This is a genomic window from Aeromonas sp. QDB56, assembly GCF_027705505.1.
GTDB lineage: Bacteria > Pseudomonadota > Gammaproteobacteria > Enterobacterales > Aeromonadaceae > Aeromonas > Aeromonas caviae.
The window spans coordinates 1-16,697 of the sequence record NZ_JAPDBZ010000032.1 but is presented as its reverse complement, the minus strand read 5'-3'; the positions used below and the strand labels follow the sequence as shown (position 1 = coordinate 16,697).

Annotated in this window: 10 protein-coding genes and 2 pseudogenes; 9 read left to right on the top strand and 3 right to left on the bottom strand. The window is 64.4% G+C overall.

The window, feature by feature from the left end:
- Nucleotides 1–86: 86 nt before the first annotated feature.
- The 5 genes from OKB81_RS07530 to pgl all read left to right on the top strand — a co-directional run bounded on the left by OKB81_RS07530 (nt 87) and on the right by pgl (nt 8,285).
- A complete protein-coding gene (locus OKB81_RS07530; RefSeq protein WP_010673616.1) occupies nt 87–1,217 on the top strand; it encodes a ribosomal protein uL16 3-hydroxylase in 1,131 nt (376 codons plus the stop codon).
- Between the two features lie 403 nt (nt 1,218–1,620).
- Entirely contained in the window at nt 1,621–3,033 is a 1,413-nt protein-coding gene (gene pykF, locus OKB81_RS07525; RefSeq protein ID WP_010673615.1) for a pyruvate kinase PykF, read from the top strand.
- A gap of 149 nt (nt 3,034–3,182) precedes the next feature.
- Nucleotides 3,183–6,500 carry a mechanosensitive channel MscK gene (gene mscK, locus OKB81_RS07520; protein ID WP_270666562.1) on the top strand — a complete coding sequence of 1,106 codons (3,318 nt, stop codon included), beginning with the start codon at nt 3,183–3,185 and terminating at the stop codon, nt 6,498–6,500.
- A gap of 120 nt (nt 6,501–6,620) precedes the next feature.
- Nucleotides 6,621–7,229, top strand: a complete 609-nt coding sequence (locus OKB81_RS07515; RefSeq protein WP_270667846.1) for a LysE family translocator — start codon at nt 6,621–6,623, stop codon at nt 7,227–7,229.
- A gap of 57 nt (nt 7,230–7,286) precedes the next feature.
- On the top strand, nt 7,287–8,285 hold the full coding sequence (gene pgl, locus OKB81_RS07510) for a 6-phosphogluconolactonase (protein ID WP_270671101.1): 999 nt from the start codon (nt 7,287–7,289) through the stop codon (nt 8,283–8,285).
- A gap of 63 nt (nt 8,286–8,348) precedes the next feature.
- On the opposite strand, the gene OKB81_RS07505 is transcribed toward pgl, so the two are convergent.
- A complete protein-coding gene (locus OKB81_RS07505; RefSeq protein ID WP_139700757.1) occupies nt 8,349–9,089 on the bottom strand; it encodes a dienelactone hydrolase family protein in 741 nt (246 codons plus the stop codon).
- Between the two features lie 144 nt (nt 9,090–9,233).
- Nucleotides 9,234–10,471, bottom strand: a pseudogene (locus tag OKB81_RS07500) (uracil-xanthine permease family protein).
- Between the two features lie 317 nt (nt 10,472–10,788).
- Here OKB81_RS07500 and OKB81_RS07495 point away from each other — a divergent pair.
- Nucleotides 10,789–11,933: pseudogene (locus OKB81_RS07495) on the top strand (Hint domain-containing protein); the annotation flags it as partial.
- A gap of 141 nt (nt 11,934–12,074) precedes the next feature.
- On the opposite strand, the gene OKB81_RS07490 reads toward OKB81_RS07495, so the two are convergent.
- Nucleotides 12,075–13,784: an NAD-dependent malic enzyme gene (locus OKB81_RS07490; RefSeq protein WP_270667843.1), complete on the bottom strand. Its 1,710-nt coding sequence runs from the start codon at nt 13,782–13,784 to the stop codon at nt 12,075–12,077.
- A 221-nt stretch (nt 13,785–14,005) separates the two neighbouring features.
- Here OKB81_RS07490 and mobA point away from each other — a divergent pair, with 221 nt between their 5' ends.
- The 3 genes from mobA to OKB81_RS07475 all read left to right on the top strand — a co-directional run bounded on the left by mobA (nt 14,006) and on the right by OKB81_RS07475 (nt 16,527).
- On the top strand, nt 14,006–14,620 hold the full coding sequence (mobA, locus tag OKB81_RS07485) for a molybdenum cofactor guanylyltransferase MobA (protein WP_270805188.1): 615 nt from the start codon (nt 14,006–14,008) through the stop codon (nt 14,618–14,620).
- Nucleotides 14,617–15,366, top strand: coding sequence for a molybdopterin-guanine dinucleotide biosynthesis protein B (gene mobB, locus OKB81_RS20860; protein ID WP_053288259.1), 750 nt, complete (start codon nt 14,617–14,619; stop codon nt 15,364–15,366). The genes mobA and mobB overlap by 4 nt, the downstream gene beginning before the upstream one ends.
- An 81-nt stretch (nt 15,367–15,447) precedes the next feature.
- Nucleotides 15,448–16,527 carry an FUSC family protein gene (locus tag OKB81_RS07475; RefSeq protein WP_270667840.1) on the top strand — a complete coding sequence of 360 codons (1,080 nt, stop codon included), beginning with the start codon at nt 15,448–15,450 and terminating at the stop codon, nt 16,525–16,527.
- Nucleotides 16,528–16,697: the final 170 nt, after the last annotated feature.

Here is a 16,697-nt window from a genome sequence, read left to right as displayed (position 1 = left end):
GATATGATCACCCTCTATCGGGCCATTTCAGAGCCCTTGCCCAAGCCCGCCTTGGGCAAGCCCTCTCACAAGATACGAGAAGCACCATGTACCAACTCAATCTGGATATCGCTCACTTCCTCGAGCACTACTGGCAGAAGCGCCCGCTCCTCATCAAGGGCGGTTTCACCGACTTTCAGGATCCCATCAGCCCGGACGAGCTGGCGGGTCTGGCCATGGAAGAGGTGATCGAATCGCGCCTGGTCACCCGCTTCAACAACAAGTGGGAGGCGGCCCACGGCCCCTTCGAATCCTACGATCACCTGGGGGAAGAGAACTGGACCGTGCTGGTGCAGGCGTGCAACCACTGGGTACCCGAGGTGCACGAGCTGGCGGTGCCCTTCCAGTTCATCCCGGGCTGGCGCTTTGACGATGTGATGGTGAGCTTCTCCACCCCTCACGGCGGTGTCGGCCCCCACATCGACAACTACGATGTCTTCATCACCCAGGGTCAGGGCAAGCGCCACTGGCGGGTCGGCGATGCCAAGCCCTTGAACGAGTTCGCCGCCCACGCGGCCCTGCTGCACTGCGAGCCGTTCGAGGCGATCATCGACGTCATCATGGAGCCGGGCGACATCCTCTACATCCCGCCCGGATTCCCCCACGAGGGCTACGCCATCGAGCCCTCCCTGAACTTCTCGGTGGGTTTCCGCGCGCCGGACGCCAAGGCCCTTGTCTCCTCCTTTGCCGATCACCTGATCGACAACGAGATCCGCACCGAACGTTACGGCGACCCGGACCTCCAGCCCCGCGCCCGCCACGGGGAGATCCAGCCCCATGAGCTGCACCGCCTGCGGGAGCTGATGCAACAGGCCCTCGACGACGAGACCCTGTTCAAGGAGTGGTTCGGCACCATGATCTCCGAGGCCAAGCACGATCTGGACGTCAATCCGGTGGAGCCGGACTACAGCGCCGACGAGGTGGCCGACCTGCTGAGCCAGGGGGAGCCCGCCATCAAGGTGCCGGGGTTGCGCAGCGTCTGGTTCAGCGGCGAGAGCCGCACCTGCTACATCGACGGCGAAGCCTGGACCCTGCCAAGCGAGGATCCGGCCGCCATCGCGCTCCTGTGCGACAAGGACATCATCACCCAGGACGCGCTGGTGGAACTGGCCGATCAGGCGGGCTTCCTGCAACTGCTGACCCGGCTGGTCAACCGCGGCTACTGGTTCTTCGGCTGATCCAGAGGGCTGCCGCCCCTCCCGGCGTGCCGGGAGGGGCGGCGTTTTTTCCGCTGTAGGCCAACCGGCTCCTGCCCTGCATTGCTTCGCCCTGACGCCGCGGGAGGGAGTGACTACACTGGATGACGGCCAACGGCATCGGGCCGGATCGCCGCCGTAATGGGGCCCTGTTGTTTGTCATTTAACAACATGGGATCGGGCAGGATGCGGGGCCAGAAATGGGAACCAAATGGCCTCAGTTGCGGAAAATCAATTATTTTAGCCCCTAAAATGAGCTGTGAGCGAAAACGTTATCTTTCAAATTGAGGCCGTTTTCGCTCAAAACGTTGTTTCTGGATCATAAAAAGTATCCAAAAACTGGTGTATATTGCACGGCGGAAATTCCTTAACCATGAAGACTGACATGAAAAAGACCAAAATCGTCTGCACCATCGGTCCCAAGACCGAATCCAAAGAAATGCTGGGCAAGATGCTGGATGCCGGCATGAACGTCATGCGCCTGAACTTCTCCCACGGCGACTACGCCGAACACGGTGGTCGCATCAGCAACCTGCGCGCTGTCATGGCCGAAACCGGCAAGCACGCAGCCATCCTGCTGGACACCAAGGGTCCGGAAATCCGCACCATCAAGCTCGAAGGCGGCAACGACGTCTCCCTGGTCGCCGGCCAGACCTTCACCTTCACCACCGACCAGACCGTGGTGGGCAACAAAGACAAAGTCGCCGTCACCTATGCCGGTTTTGCCAGCGACCTGCGCGTCGGCAACCGCATCCTGGTTGACGACGGCCTGATTGGCCTGGACGTCATCGAAATCACCGAGCGCGAAGTGATCTGTAAAGTGCTCAACAACGGTGACCTGGGCGAGAACAAGGGCATCAACCTGCCGGGCGTCTCCATCAAGCTGCCGGCCCTGGCCGAGAAAGACAAGCGCGACCTCATCTTCGGTTGCGAGCAAGGCGTTGATTTCGTTGCCGCTTCCTTCATTCGCAAGAAAGAAGACGTGCTGGAAATCCGTGAGCACCTGAAAGCCCACGGCGGCGAGAACATCCAGATCATCTCCAAGATCGAAAACCAGGAAGGCCTGGACAACTTCGACGAGATCCTGGCTGTCTCCGACGGCATCATGGTTGCCCGTGGCGACATGGGTGTCGAGATCCCGGTAGAAGAAGTGATCTTCGCCCAGAAGATGATCATCGAGAAGTGCAACAAAGCCCGCAAAGTGGTCATCACCGCCACCCAGATGCTGGACTCCATGATCAAGAACCCGCGTCCGACCCGCGCCGAAGCTGGCGACGTGGCCAACGCCATTCTGGACGGTACCGACGCAGTCATGCTGTCCGGTGAGTCCGCCAAGGGCAAGTACCCGCTGGAAGCCGTGACCATCATGGCCACCATCTGCGAGCGTACCGATGCCGTGATGCCGTCCAACCTGTCTGCTGCCAACGACAGCAACAAGCTGCGCATCACCGAAGCGGTCTGCAAAGGCGCGGTCGAGACCTCCGAGAAGCTGGACGCCCCGCTGATCGTGGTTGCCACCGAAGGCGGCAAGTCTGCCAAGGCCATCCGCAAGTACTTCCCGAAAGCCTGGATCCTGGCCATCACCACCAACAAGAAGACCGCTGCCCAGCTGGTGCTGACCAAGGGTGTGGTTGCTCACGTGGTTGACTCCATCGCCTCCACCGACGACTTCTATCGCATCGGCAAAGAAGCCGCGCTGGAAATCGGCATGGGCGTGAAGGGTGATGTGGTTGTCATGGTCTCCGGTGCCCTGGTACCGAGCGGTACCACCAACACCGCCTCCGTTCACGTACTGTAATCAGTCCTGAACCGATGAAAGCGGCGCCTGCGGGCGCCGTTTTTTTTTATCTCTCCCCCTGCTGCCCCTCTTGCGCCGGTGCTAGAATCCACGCGGATTTTACCCTGGTGGAAAATCCCCCGAACATCGCATAATCACCCGGACGCTTTATGCTCTCAACACGCTTCAAAAGAGCCTCGGCCACCCTGCTGCCGCTGCTCTGTTTACTCATCACCTTCTGGACCCCGAGCACCCTGGCGCAGGATCTGCCCCAGCGCGCCACCGTGCAGCGGGCGCTCGACGCCCTCGGCAAATCGGACACCCCCACGGCCAGCCAGCAGGCGGACCAGAAGTTCCTGACTGACACCCTCTCCCTCCTCGACAGCATCGACAAGGAGAAGAGCAAGGCCAAAACCCAGAGCGAACGCCTGCGCACCCTGCCGGCAGAGCTCAAGGAGATCGGCGCCAAGCTCGACGCCCTGACCCAGGGCAAGAGCCCGGAGCAGCTCAAGAGCGAATACGCCACCATGAGCCTGGCGGAGCTCGATGCCCGCCAACCCGAGATCATGGCCAACATGCAGGCGGCCCAGGAGGCCCTTGGCACCATCGGCAGCCAGATCACCAACCTGCAGACCCTGCCGGAGCGGGCCCAGGCCAGCATGAGCCGCGCCTATCAGCGCAGCCAGGAGATCCGCACCCGCCTCAACGCCGGGGACGGGGTGAGCAGCGCCGAGAAAATGAAGCTTAATGCCGAACTGGCCCTGCTGGATCTGCAACTGGCCAACCTGCAAAAGGAGCTGGACAACCGCACCAGCATGCAGGATCTGGTGGTCAAGCAACGGGACTACCAGAGTGCCCGTCTCGCCAGTGAAGAGCAGAAACTGCAGGCATTGCAGGAGCAGAGCAGCGCCAAGCGCCTGGGGGATACCGAAAAGACCGCCGAAGAGACCGGCGAACTGGTGGCCGCCGAAGACAACCCCCTGGTGCAAAAAGAGCAGGAGCTCAACTACCAGCTCAGCCAGCAACTCATCAGCTCCACCAACAGCCTCAACACCCTGGCCCAGAAGAACCTTCAGGCGAAAAGCATGCTGGAGCGCGGCACCCAGACCGAGCGCAACCTCAACGAACAGGTGCAGATGCTCAAGGGCAACCTGCTGCTCTCGCGCATCCTCTATCAGCTCTACCAGCAACTGGAAGCGGCCCCCTCCACCCTGGTGAAGAACCTGGAGGAGCAGATCGCCGACCTGCACCTGGCCCAGTTCGAACTGAGCCAGCAGCGTGACCAGCTGTTCCAGAAGAACCAGTATCTGGACAACCTCATCGCCAGCAGCGGCGAGACGGTGAGCGACGAAGACAGGGCCAGCCTTGCCAAGCTCATCGACACACGCATCGGCCTGCTGGATCAGCTCAACCGCCAGATGGATGCCCAGCTCACCAACGCCATCAGCCTGCAACTGACCCAGCAGCAGCTGACCCGGGTCTATGCCTCCATCGAGTTCACCCTGCAGCAGCACATCTTCTGGGTGAGCAGCAACAAGCCCATCGATGCCAAGTGGTTCATCACCTGGCCGGCCCAGGCCTTCAAGCAGGCCTCCGACTGGGTGCTGAAACCGGACTGGAGCGGCTGGGGCGACATGCTGCTGGCGGTCTCCCTGCTCTCCCTGCCGCTGCTGCTGGTGGGCGGCCTGCTGCTGTGGAAGCGCGGCACCCTGCTCGAGCGCCAGAAGAAGATCGTCAAGGATCTGGGACGTTTTCGTCAGGACAGCCAGTGGCACACCCCCCGTGCTCTGCTGTTCACCGTGCTGCAACGCCTGCCGGGCACCCTCTTCATCCTGGCCGCCGGCCTGCTGCTCGCCTATTGCGGTCTGCTGAGCCCGAAACTCATTTTCCAGATCACCCTGAACCTGGCCCTCGGCTACCTGGTGTTCAGCGTCTACCTGTCGGTGATGCGACCAGGGGGCATCGGCGAGACCCACTTCCGCATGCCGCGGGACGAGCTGCAGGCCAAGCGCAACAGCATGCGCTACCTCTGGCTGCCCCTGCTGCCCCTCATCATGCTGTCGACCAAGGCGGTGGTGGAGCCCTCCTCCCTTGGCAACGACGTCATCGGCCAGGGCATGACCATGCTGCTGCTGGGGCTGACCGCCTACCTGGTGCTGCCCATCTCCCGCGCCCGCATCAAGGGCGAGGCGAGCATGTTGCAGACCCTGACCGCCGTCGCCCTGGCGCTGGCGCCGGTGGCCCTGATGGTGCTGGCAGCCCTTGGCTACTACTACACGGCCCTGAAACTCACCGGCAGGCTCATCGAGTCCTTCTACCTCATCATCATCTGGGGTCTGGTCTATCGCACCGCCCTGCGCGGTCTTGAGCTGGCGGCCCGTCGTCTGGCCTATCGCCGCGCGGTCGCCAAGCGGGAACACAAGACCCAGGAGGATGCGGAAGGGGGCGAAGCCATCGAAGAGCAGCCCATGGATCTGGAAGAGGTCAGCCAGCAGTCCCTGCGTCTGACCCGCATCATGCTGCTGCTGGTGTTCGGCGTCGCCTTCTACTGGCTCTGGTCTGATCTGGTGGCGGTCTTCACCTACCTCGACAGCGTGGTGCTGTGGCACAAGAGCGAGGGGACCGGGGCCAACGCCGTGCTCTATCCCATCAGCCTGAGCGACGTGCTGACCGGCCTCTTCGTGTTTGGTGCGGCTCTGTCGCTGGCCCGCAACCTGCCGGGCCTGCTGGAGGTGCTGGTGCTCTCCAAGCTGCGCCTTGCCCAAGGCACGGCCTATGCCTTCACCACCATGCTCAACTACGCCCTGATCGGGGTGGGCAGCCTGACGGCGCTGGCCATGCTGGGGGTCCAGTGGGAGAAGCTGCAGTGGCTGGCCGCCGGTCTCTCGGTCGGTATCGGTTTCGGCATGCAGCAGATCGTCTCCAACTTCATCTCAGGCATCATCATCCTGTTCGAGCGCCCGGTGCGGATCGGCGACACCGTCACCATCGGCACCATCTCGGGCACGGTCAACAAGATCAGGATCCGCTCCACCACCCTCACCGACTTCGACCGCAAGGAGGTGATCATCCCGAACCAGCAGTTGATGATAGAGCGGCTCATCAACTGGTCCCTGTCCGACACCGTCACCCGGGTCATCGCCCGGGTCGGGGTGGCCTATGGCTCGGATCTGGATCTGACCCGCAAGCTGTTGATGCAGGCCGCCATGGAGAACAGCCGGGTGCTGAAAGACCCGGCCCCCATCGTCTACTTCCTCACCTTCGGACCCAGCACACTGGATCACGAGCTGCGCTTCTTCGTGAGCGAGCTGGGGGATCGCAACCCGGCCATCGACGAGCTGAACCGCCGCATCGACGTGCTGTTCCGCGAGCATGGCATCGAGATCGCGTTCAACCAGATGGACGTCTACATCAAGAACATGCAGGGAGACGAACAGAAGGTGGAATCCCGCCCGGCGCTGCCGCCGGCGGGGAACCAGCCCGTCTGATCCCGCCCGCTTCACAGGCCCCGTCACGGGGCCTGTTTTTTTCTGCCCGCCCCCCGCCTTGGAAAGCGCAGATCGCCCCCAATATAGGGAAGACAACGGACTGTCTGCACGAGGAACCCAATGGACTCGCTCTACGCTGTGGTGCTCTTTGCCATCTCGGCATCGGTCATCCCCGGCCCCAACAACATCATGGTGATGAGCGCCGGCGCCAGCATCGGGATACGCAAGAGCCTGCCCTTGCTCATGGGGATCTGCGTCGGCTTCACCCTGATGCTGTTGCTGGTGGGGCTGGGCTTTGGCCAGCTCTTTACCCGCTTCCCCGAACTCCACATGTTCATCAAGTGCGCGGGCACCCTCTATCTGCTCTATCTTGCCTGGCTCATCGCCCGCCCGACGGACGGGATGGCTGACAGCAACGGAACCCGCCCGTTCGGCTTTTTCAAGGGTGCCCTGTTCCAGTGGGTCAATGCCAAGGCCTGGGTGGTTGCCACCGGTGCCATCGCCGCCTTCACCAGCGCGGGAAGCGACCCCTTTGAGCAGCACCTCGTCATCGCCCTGACCTTCTTCATCGTCTCTTTCCCCTGCGTCGGACTCTGGCTCCTGTGCGGTTCCCTGCTCAAGCGCTGGCTGGCAAACGATCTTGCCCGTCGCCGCTTCAACCAGGTGATGGCAGCCCTGCTGGTACTGTCAGTGGTGCCCGTCATTCGCGAGATCCTGATCCCCGCCTGAGACGCCGGGACTCCCCTTTCCCTTGACCCGACGGATGGCCGTCGCAAAGGAGATGCAATGCAACAAGTGGTCTATGTGGCCAACCCGGTGAGCGGGTTGATCCATGTGTTTCGCCTCGAGGCAGGCACCCTCGCCCCGCTGCAGGAAGTGCAGACCGGCGGCGAGGTGCAGCCCCTGGTCATCAGCCCGGACCGGCGCTGGCTCCATGCGGGGGTGCGTCCCGATTTTCGGGTGCTGAGTTTCCCCATCGCCGCCGATGGGCGGCTCGGGGCCCCGACCTCGGCGCCCCTCGAGGGCAGCGCCTCCCACACCTGCATGGACGGCAGCGGCCGCCTCTTCTTTGCCGCCTCCTACGCCTTCAACCACGTCACCGTCTCCCGCCAGGATCAGGCGGGCCGGATGCAGCCCCCTCACCAGCGTCTCGACCACCTGATGGCGGCCCACTCGGTCACCTGGCTTGCGGGGCAAAACGGGGAGCAGGAGCTGCTGGTGGCCTGCCTGAAAGAGGACAGGGTGCGCCGCTTTGCCCTGGTGGACGAGAAGCTGGTTCCCCATCCCTTGGGGGACATTCACACCGCCCCCGGCGCCGGGCCCCGCCATCTGGCCCTGCACCCGGACAACGGCGATCTCTATTGCCTCAACGAACTCGATGCCACCCTCAATCGCTACCACAGGGAGGCGGATGGACAGATAGTGGCGCGCGAGAGCCTGGACATGCTGCCCCCAGGCTATGAGGGGGAGCGCTGGGGCGCCGACCTGCACCTGACCCCGGATGGACGTTTTCTCTACACCAGCGAACGGGCCAGCAGCCTGCTCACCCTGTTCGGCGTATCCCCCCAAGATGGCGCCCTCATCCCCCTCGGCCACTTCCCGACCGAGGCCTGTCCCCGGGGCTTTGCCATCGACCACAGCGGCCACTGGCTCATCGCGACCGGGCAGCAATCCCATGAGGTGGCGCTGCATGCCATCGACCCCGAAAGCGGCCAGCTCACCCCGGGCCCACGGAGCAAGGTGGGCAAGGGGGCCATGTGGGTGAGGGTGCTCGCCCTCCCCTGAGATGGCGAAAAACGGGCATAAAAAAAACCATGGCACTGCCATGGCCTGCGTGAGCCGGCCCCCTCAGGAGCCGGTCACTTCCTTCAGGAAACCGGTGAAACGCTGCCAGGACTTGGCATCGGCATCGGCGCGGTAGTTGTCCGAGCCAAAGACGCTGAACGCGTGGGGAGCACCGCTGTAGCTGGTCGCCTCGTGCTTCACCCCGGCGCTCTCCAGCTCGGCCACCAGCGCCGCAAACTGACCCAGAGAGACCGCCTCGTCGGCGCTGCCGTGCTGGACAAGCAACTCTCCCTTCACCTCTTTGTAGTCCTGCCCGGCCGGGGTCTCCAGCCCGCCGTGTACGCTCACCACCCCCTTGAGATCCGCCCCGCTGCGGGCCAGCTCCAGCACGGCGGCGCCGCCGAAGCAGTAACCGAGGGCCACCGCATTGTCGAGCCGCCCCCCCTGCCTGCCCGCCTCCGCCAATCCCCCTTGCAGCAGGGTGCGCATCCTGGTCCTGTCCTGATAAAGGGCCCCGGTGAGGCGCTTCTTGTCTTCCACCGTGCTCGGCCTGACCCCGGCACCGAACAAATCTACGGCAAAGACACTGTAGCCCAGGGCCACCAGCATCTCGGCCCGCTTGATCTCGTAACCGTTGAGCCCGTCCCAGTCGTGCACCAGCACCACCAGAGGGGCATCCTTGTCGGCACCTGCCAGGTAATAGCCCTCGAACGGCTTGCCTTCGACCTCGTAGCGCACCGCACCGGCCTCGGCCGCACCGCTCCCCATCAGCCCCAGCAGGGCCAGGATCCATGCCCTCTTCATCCTTTCGTCCTCTCCCGTCAATGGTGCCCCTGAATGTAGCCGCTTCACATGGGAGCCCGGGTTCAGTGGTACGCAGGCAAAAAGAGAGAGGCCACCCGAAGGTGGCCTCTTTTTCATCATCTCAACGTACAGCAAGCCAGGCGTTTAATCCTTGGCGCTCTCCATGGCACCCGTTTCGGAGTGCTGGGGCAGGATGAGGTTGAGCAGGATGGCCGCCACCGAGGCCAGCCCCACGCCCGCCAGGGCGAAGTCGCCAATCTTCATCTCCAGGGCGCCGACACCCACGGTCAGGGTCACCGCCACGATGGCGATGTTGCGGGACAGCCCCAGATCCACCTTGGACTCAACCAGGGTCTTGAGACCGATGGCGGCGATGGATCCGAACAGCAGCAGCATGATGCCGCCCATCACCGGCATGGGGATGGAGGTGAGCAGGGCGTTGAACTTGCCGAAGAAGGCCAGAATGATGGCGAACACCGCGGCCCAGGTCATGGTGACCGGGTTGAAGTTGCGGGTGATCATCACGGCGCCGGTCACTTCTGCATAGGTGGTGACGGGGGGACCACCGATGAAACCGGCGAAGCAGACGCCGATGCCGTCACCGGCCAGGGTGCGGTGCAGGCCCGGATCCTTGGTGTAGTCCTTGCCGGTCACCCCGCCGATGGCCAGCACGCCGCCGATGTGCTCGATGCAGGGGGCGATGGCCACCGGCAGCATGAAGAGGGCCGCGGCCCAGTTGATCTCCGGGGTCTCGAAGTGGGGCAGCGCCAGCCAGGGGGCGTTGACCATGCCGTCGAAACTCACCTGGCCCATCAGCACGGCAGAGACATAACCGGCGATGACACCGCACAGGATGGGGATGAGTTTGATCCAGCCCTTGCAGAACACGGCGGCAATCAGGGTGACCGCCAGCGAGATCCCCGCCAGGGTCAGCGCCGTGGTGGCAGGCACCACCTGCTCACCGCCGGCACGGCCCATGGCCATGTTGCAGGCTACCTGAGCCACCGACAGGCCGATCACCATGATGACGGGACCGATGACCACGGGGGCAGCAGCTTGTGCACGAAGCCCATGCCACGAGCGCGGATGATGGCCGCCAGGATGAAATACATGAAGCCCGCGGCAAACAGACCGAACATGGTGGAGGGCAGGCCCCAGGTCTGGGTGGCATAGATGATGGGGGCGATGAAGGCGAAGCTGGAGCCGAGGAAGATCGGCACCTGACGACGGGTGCAGAGCTGGAACAGCAGGGTGCCTACACCGGCGCCAAGCAGGGCCATGGAGGGGTTCAGACCGGTGAGCAGGGGCACCAGCACCATGGCACCGAAGGCGACAAACAGAATTTGCAGCCCGGCGACGCTTTGCTTGACCAAGGAAAACATGGGTATCCTTAATTTTTTGATAACTGACAGGGATATTTGACACTTTTCAGTCATCACAAGACGTTTTCAAGGCAGCCAACGGGCCAAACGGCGTCATGTGTTGCCTTTTACTGCTTGGGGAGGGCATGAAACTGGCTTTTTAGGCGGGATTCGCTGCTACAAGCATCGAGGAAGCGATTTTACGCACTTTTATGGCCAACGCCAATCGTTTTTCCGGCGAGTTGACATGACAAGGCTTTCAACTGGTCGACGCAGATATCGCCCCAACCCCCTCTCTATACTCGAAGGCGTGACCCCACACCGACAAGGAGTTCCCCATGTCACTGCCCTCATTCAAACCCAGCCAGCGCCGGCTGCTGCTGGGTTCGGCCATCGCCCTGGCCCTGTTCGCCACCCCGCTGAGCTATGACTTCGACCACCACCAGTGGCAGGCAAACCAGGCCCATGCCAAATCCTGCTTCATTGCCGGTACCCGCATCCTGATGGCCGATGGCTGCGAACGCCCCATCGAGACCCTGCGGGTCGGCGATCGGGTGCGGGACAGGCACGGGCAGAGCAACCGCATCCAGGCCATCGAGCGGGTGGCGCTGGGGGCGCGCAGGCTCTACGGGCTCAATCATCTGCCCCCCTTCTTTACCGCCGAGCACCCCTTCCTCACCACCCGGGGCTGGGCGGCCATCGCACCGGCCATGACCCGCACCGAAAACCCGGCCCTCGCCGTGCTGCCGCTCTTTACCGGCATGCACCTGCTGGGTTGGTCAGAGGGGGGCAGCGCGGGCAACCTGGCGCTGGCGCCGCACCCTGTCGAACTGCCGGTGGCCTCCCTCTTCTGGGTTGATGCCCCGCCCGCCACGGCGCTGTTCAACCTGATCCTCGATGGCAGCCACAGCTATGTGGCCAATGGGCTGATCGTGCACAACAAAGGGGGGGATGGCGGCGGCAACAGTGGTAGCGGAGGCGGCAACAGCGGCGGTGGGGGCAGCAACAGCGGCGGCGGGGGCAGCAACAGCGGCGGCGGGGGCAGCAACAGCGGCGGCGGGGGCAGCAACAGCGGCGGTGGGGGCAATAGTAGCCACAGTGGAAACAATAGCGGAAATGGAGGCGATAGTAGCCATAACGGAAACAATGGCGGGGACGACAGTGGCCACGGCGGCGATGACCGTGGTCAGGGCGAACATGCCGGTGGCGATCGCCACGGCGGTGGCGACAAGCATGCCGGCGGGGAGCGTCATGCCGGTGGCCGGGTGGACGACAACGGTGTGGACGCCGTCGATGCCAATGGCAACAAGCTTCGAGGCGATGGCAGCGTGGACGACAACGGCGTGGACGCCGTCGACGCCAATGGCAACAAGCTTCGAGGCGATGGCAGCGTGGATGACAACGGCGTGGACGCCGTCGACGCCAATGGCAAGTCGACGCCAATGGCAACAAGCTTCGAGGCGATGGCAGCGTCGATGACCGCCTGGTGCCCCCGCCCGCTCAATAGGTGGCAGCGTCCTGCCCCGCACACACAGCAGGGCGGAAAACAGAGAGGGTGGCCTGGGCCACCCTCTCTGTTTCTATGGCATCGTCATGTCCGCGACACGTGCGGGCAGGTCGCACCTCAGACCCGGCGATAGGGCAGGTAGACCGGCTCCCACATATGGCTCAGGATGTGCTCTTGCAGATCCTGACCGATGAGCGGGTGGGAGGGGTCGCGGCGCACGATATCCTTGAGCACCGCGGTCGCCACGTGCACCGAGATGTTGCGCAGCTCGCTGATCCTCGGGTAGACGGTGCCCCGGGCGAGATCCGCCTCGCTCACGCACTCCGCGAGCGCAAAGGCGGCGGTGGTGAAGATGTCCGGGCTTATCTCGCGGATCTGGCTGACGATGGCCGCCAGCCCCACCCCGGGGAAGATGAAGACGTTGTTGCCCTGACCGATGCGATAATCCTGCCCCTCATGGTGCACGTCCTTGAACGGGCTGCCGGTGGCGACGATGGCGCGCCCCTGGCTCCAGCGGAAGATGTCTTCCGGCAGGGCCTCGCAGTTGGCGGTGGGGTTGGAGAGGGGGAACACCATAGGGCGCTCGCAGTGGGTCAGCATCAGCTGGATGTGCTCCTCCTGGAAGGCGCCACCGGCGCCGCTGGTGCCGAGCAGCACTGTGATGGGCACGTGGCGCAGCACCTCGGTCAGCCCCGCCTTGCCCTGCAGATCCCACTGGGCCAGCAAGAGGCCCGGCTTGGCGTAGCGACGCTTGTACTCATCCAGCCCCTCGCGGTTGTCACACACCAGCCCCTGGGTATCCAGGATGTAGATGCGATCCCGCGCCGCCTGCGGGTCAAGCCCCTCGCGGATCATCCCCGCGCAGATCTGATCCGCCACCCCGACCCCGCCAGCCCCGGCCCCGTAGACCAGGTAATGCTGCTGGCCCAGGGTTTCCCCCTTGGATTTGACGGCCCCTATGATGCCCGCCAGCACCACGGCCCCGGTGCCCTGGATGTCGTCGTTGAACGACGGCAGCGCCTGCTGGTAGCGGGCCAGGTTGTTGAAGGCGTTGGACTTGCTGAAGTCCTCCCACTGCAACACGGCGTTGGGGAAGTGGCGCTTGACCCCGGTCACGAATTTGTCGATGAAGTCATCGTACTCCTTGCCGCGAATGCGCCTGTGGGGCTGACCCAGGTACATGGGGTCATCCAGCAGCGCCTGGTTGTCGGTGCCCACGTCCAGCGCGATGGGCAGGCAGCAGGCGGGATGGATGCCCGCCCCCAGGGTATAGAGGGCGAGCTTGCCGATGGGAATGCCCATGCCCCCCACCCCCTGATCGCCGATGCCGAGGATCCCCTGGCTGTCGGTCACGACGATGATGCGCACCGCCTTGGCATCCATGTGGCGGGCGAGAGAGCCCATATCCTCGACGTTCTTCGGGGTGATGTAGAGGCCGCGCGGCTTCTGGAAGCGGTGGCTGAACTCCTGGCACGCCTTGCCCACGGTCGGGGTGTAGATGTAGGGGGTCATCTCCTCCACGTGGCGGGACAGGAGGGCGTAGAACAGGGTTTCGTTGCGATCCTGCAAGGCTCGCAGGTTCTGGTACTTCTCGATGTCGCTGCAGGCGCTCAAGAAGGCCTCATAGACCCGCTCCAGCTGGGCTTCGAAAGTCTGCACCTGGGGCGGCAAGAGGCCGCCCAGCTCAAAATCGGCCCGTTCCTGTTCGGTGAAGGCGGTGCCCTTGTTGAGGTTGCGATCGTTGAGCAGATTGGTGCCCGTCAGCGCAACGGGGCGAAAATCGTGACCCTGTGCATCTTTCCACAGCAGATATTGTCCGGTAGCCATAGTCATTCTCTTTGATTTACATGAAGTTGCCATCAGGCAGGAGAGCAAGGCTCAGAATGCTGGGGATCATATGACGTTTGCCGATCCGGTTTTGTGAGCTTGGACAAACCCTGCGGCCAAAGGCGCCTTTGCCGGGGCAGCCGAAGGTTGCTCCCGCGCCCGCCTTGGCGCAAGATCCCGACACGCCCCTGTGGGCATCCCTTTGCGAGCAACGGAGCACCATGACCCCTTCCTCTTCCCCCGCTTTTCTCGTCAGCGGCGTCATCCTCGCGGGCGGTCGCGCCATCCGCATGGGGGGCGATGACAAGGGCTGGGTGCCCCTCGCGGGCACTCCCCTGATCCAGCACGTGCTGACCCGCCTGCGCCCCCAAGTCGACGAGGTGCTGATCAACGCCAACCGCAGCCAGGCTCGCTACCGGCAACTTGCTCCCGTCATCGGGGACGCGCAGGCCGACTTCCAGGGGCCGCTGGCCGGCATGCTGGCGGGGCTGACGGCGGCCCGTCATGACTGGGTGCTGTTCGTCCCCTGTGACGGCCCCGCCCTGCCCCTTGATCTGATGACCCGCTTTCGCGCCGCCATCACCCCGGACACCGATCTGGTGGTGGCCCACGACGGGGAGCACCTCCAGCCCGTGGTCGCCCTGCTGCGCCGCGCCCTGCGCCCCTCCCTGAGCCAGGCGCTGGCGGACGGGGAGCGCAAGACCGGGGCCTGGTTTGCCCGCCACCGGATGGCGGTAGTGCCCTTTGCCGATCTGCCCGACGCCTTCGTCAACCTCAACAGCCCGGCCGAACTCGCCGCCTGGGAGGCGAGGCTGCGGGAAGGGAGCGCGCCATGAGCCCCCTGCCCCTGCTCGGCTTCGTCGCCTGGAGCGGCACCGGCAAGACCACCCTGCTGGAGCGCCTCATCCCGCGCCTGGTGGCGCGCGGTCTGCGCCTCGGGGTGCTCAAGCACACCCATCACGCCTTTGACATGGACCAGCCCGGCAAGGACAGCCACCGCCTGCGCCAGGCGGGCGCCACCCAGGTGATGGCGGCCTCCGACCGGCGCCACGCCCTGATCCGGGAGACCCCGGAGGGGGAGCCCCCCTTCGAGGCGCTGCTGGCCCGCTTCGATACGAGCGCCCTGGATCTGCTGTTGGTCGAGGGGTTCAAGCACAGGCGCTTTCCCAAGGTGGAGCTGTATCGCGCCGCCATCGGCCGGCCCCTGCTCTTCCCCGATGATCCTGACATCGTCGCCCTCGTGAGCGACACTCCCCAGGCCACGACCCTGCCCCGGTTCCCCTTCGAGGATCTGGAGGCCATCGCCGATTTCATCTGCGCCCGGTTGCCCCCGCACGAACCCCGTCAGGCCCCACCGCCCCTTCGCCTCTGCGCCCGGCTGCTGGCGGCCCTGCCCCCATCGGCAGAGCAGGGCGTTGTGCCCGGCTTGCTCAGTCAGGACGAGGCTGGCACCCTGCTGGTGCGCCCGGTGGATGGGGGCCACGACAGTGCCAACTGCCGCATCGAACGGGCGCCGGGTAGCGCGGCCCTTCCCCCCGGCGAGCGGGTCATGGTGCGCCTGCCGACAGGTGCGCCCGTATGAACCGGGGAAACGACGCAGGTCAAGGCGAATGCCGTCCCCCTTGCTATCCTCACAACCCTGACCCGAGATAAGAGAACGCCCTTGCGCCTCAATGCCCCGCTCTCCCGCTTAGATCTGCTCATCTATGGCCGCTACCGCCTGGTCCACGGCCTGCGCATCGCCCTGGCCTTCACCCTCACCTTCCTGTTGACCCGGGAGCTCAAGCTGCCGGAGAGCACCTGGCCCCTCATCACCCTGGTGGTGGTGATGGGCCCCATCTCGTTCTGGGGCAACGTGCTGTCGCGCGCCCTGCAACGGGTGGTGGGCACCGTCTTTGGCGCCGCCTGCGGGGTGGTGGCCCTCTATCTGGAGCTCTACTCCCTGCCCCTGATGCTGGCCTGGTGCTGCGCCATCATGTTCCTGTGCGGCTACCTGGCGCTCGGCAAGCGCCCCTATGTGGGGCTGCTCATCGGCATCACCCTGGGGGTCATCGTCGGCGGGGTGCCCGGGGACATCGAGACCGCGCTCTGGCGCAGCGGCGACGTCATCCTGGGGTCGGTGCTGGCCCTGCTGTTTTGCAGCATCTACCCCCAGCGGGCCTATACCCACTGGCGTCTGCAGATGCACGACACCCTGCAGCAGGCCGGGCGGCTCTACCACACCCACCTCTCCCCCAACGTGCTGGAGCGCCCCAGGCTCACCCGAAGCCATGCCCGCCTGCTCGCCAAAATAGTCAGCCTGCGCCCCCTGCTGGCCCCGGCGGTCAAGGAGACCCGCCTTGGCAGCCCGCTGTTCGAGGCGACCCAGACCACCCTTCGCAACAGCGTCTGCACCCTGGAGATGCTGGCCAACACCTACTGGCGGGATCGCCAGAGCCACTTCCTGATGCAGAGCCACCCGGGGCTTCGCGCCTGCCAGCAGGCGACAGAGTCGGTGCTCACCGAACTCGCCCTCATGCTCAAGAGCGGCGATACCACGGCGGCCGACCAGGCCATCGGCCGCCTGCAAGCCGCCGCCGCCCGGCTCGATGGGGACGCAAGCCAGGCACCAGGCCAGGGACACGACCCCACCCTTGGCGGCTACCTCTGGCTCAATCTCCATCTCATCGAGCAGCTCGCCCACCTCCATCGCCTGCTGGGGCTGGTGCTGCAACCCTATGCCAAGCCCTCGGCCCGCCCCTGATCGCGCCGCCTGCAACCGCCCACAAAAAAGGTTCTTCGCGGGATCCTGGGAAAGTGGAAGTTGACAGACAGGGTGCTGGTAAACTGGTTGTCGCCAAACACACCACCACCATCACCCTGCTGTCGCCGTGCATCATATTGATATTACCTCCTTCTGGCCAGGTTATACCG

What these genes read in the sequence shown, in the direction of transcription:
- OKB81_RS07530 (WP_010673616.1), top strand. Translation starts at nt 87, where the DNA reads ATGTACCAACTCAATCTGGATATCGCTCACTTCCTCGAGCACTACTGG.
- pykF (WP_010673615.1), top strand. Translation starts at nt 1,621, where the DNA reads ATGAAAAAGACCAAAATCGTCTGCACCATCGGTCCCAAGACCGAATCC.
- mscK (WP_270666562.1), top strand. Translation starts at nt 3,183, where the DNA reads ATGCTCTCAACACGCTTCAAAAGAGCCTCGGCCACCCTGCTGCCGCTG.
- OKB81_RS07515 (WP_270667846.1), top strand. Translation starts at nt 6,621, where the DNA reads ATGGACTCGCTCTACGCTGTGGTGCTCTTTGCCATCTCGGCATCGGTC.
- pgl (WP_270671101.1), top strand. Translation starts at nt 7,287, where the DNA reads ATGCAACAAGTGGTCTATGTGGCCAACCCGGTGAGCGGGTTGATCCAT.
- OKB81_RS07505 (WP_139700757.1), bottom strand. Translation starts at nt 9,089, where the DNA reads ATGAAGAGGGCATGGATCCTGGCCCTGCTGGGGCTGATGGGGAGCGGT.
- OKB81_RS07490 (WP_270667843.1), bottom strand. Translation starts at nt 13,784, where the DNA reads ATGGCTACCGGACAATATCTGCTGTGGAAAGATGCACAGGGTCACGAT.
- mobA (WP_270805188.1), top strand. Translation starts at nt 14,006, where the DNA reads ATGACCCCTTCCTCTTCCCCCGCTTTTCTCGTCAGCGGCGTCATCCTC.
- mobB (WP_053288259.1), top strand. Translation starts at nt 14,617, where the DNA reads ATGAGCCCCCTGCCCCTGCTCGGCTTCGTCGCCTGGAGCGGCACCGGC.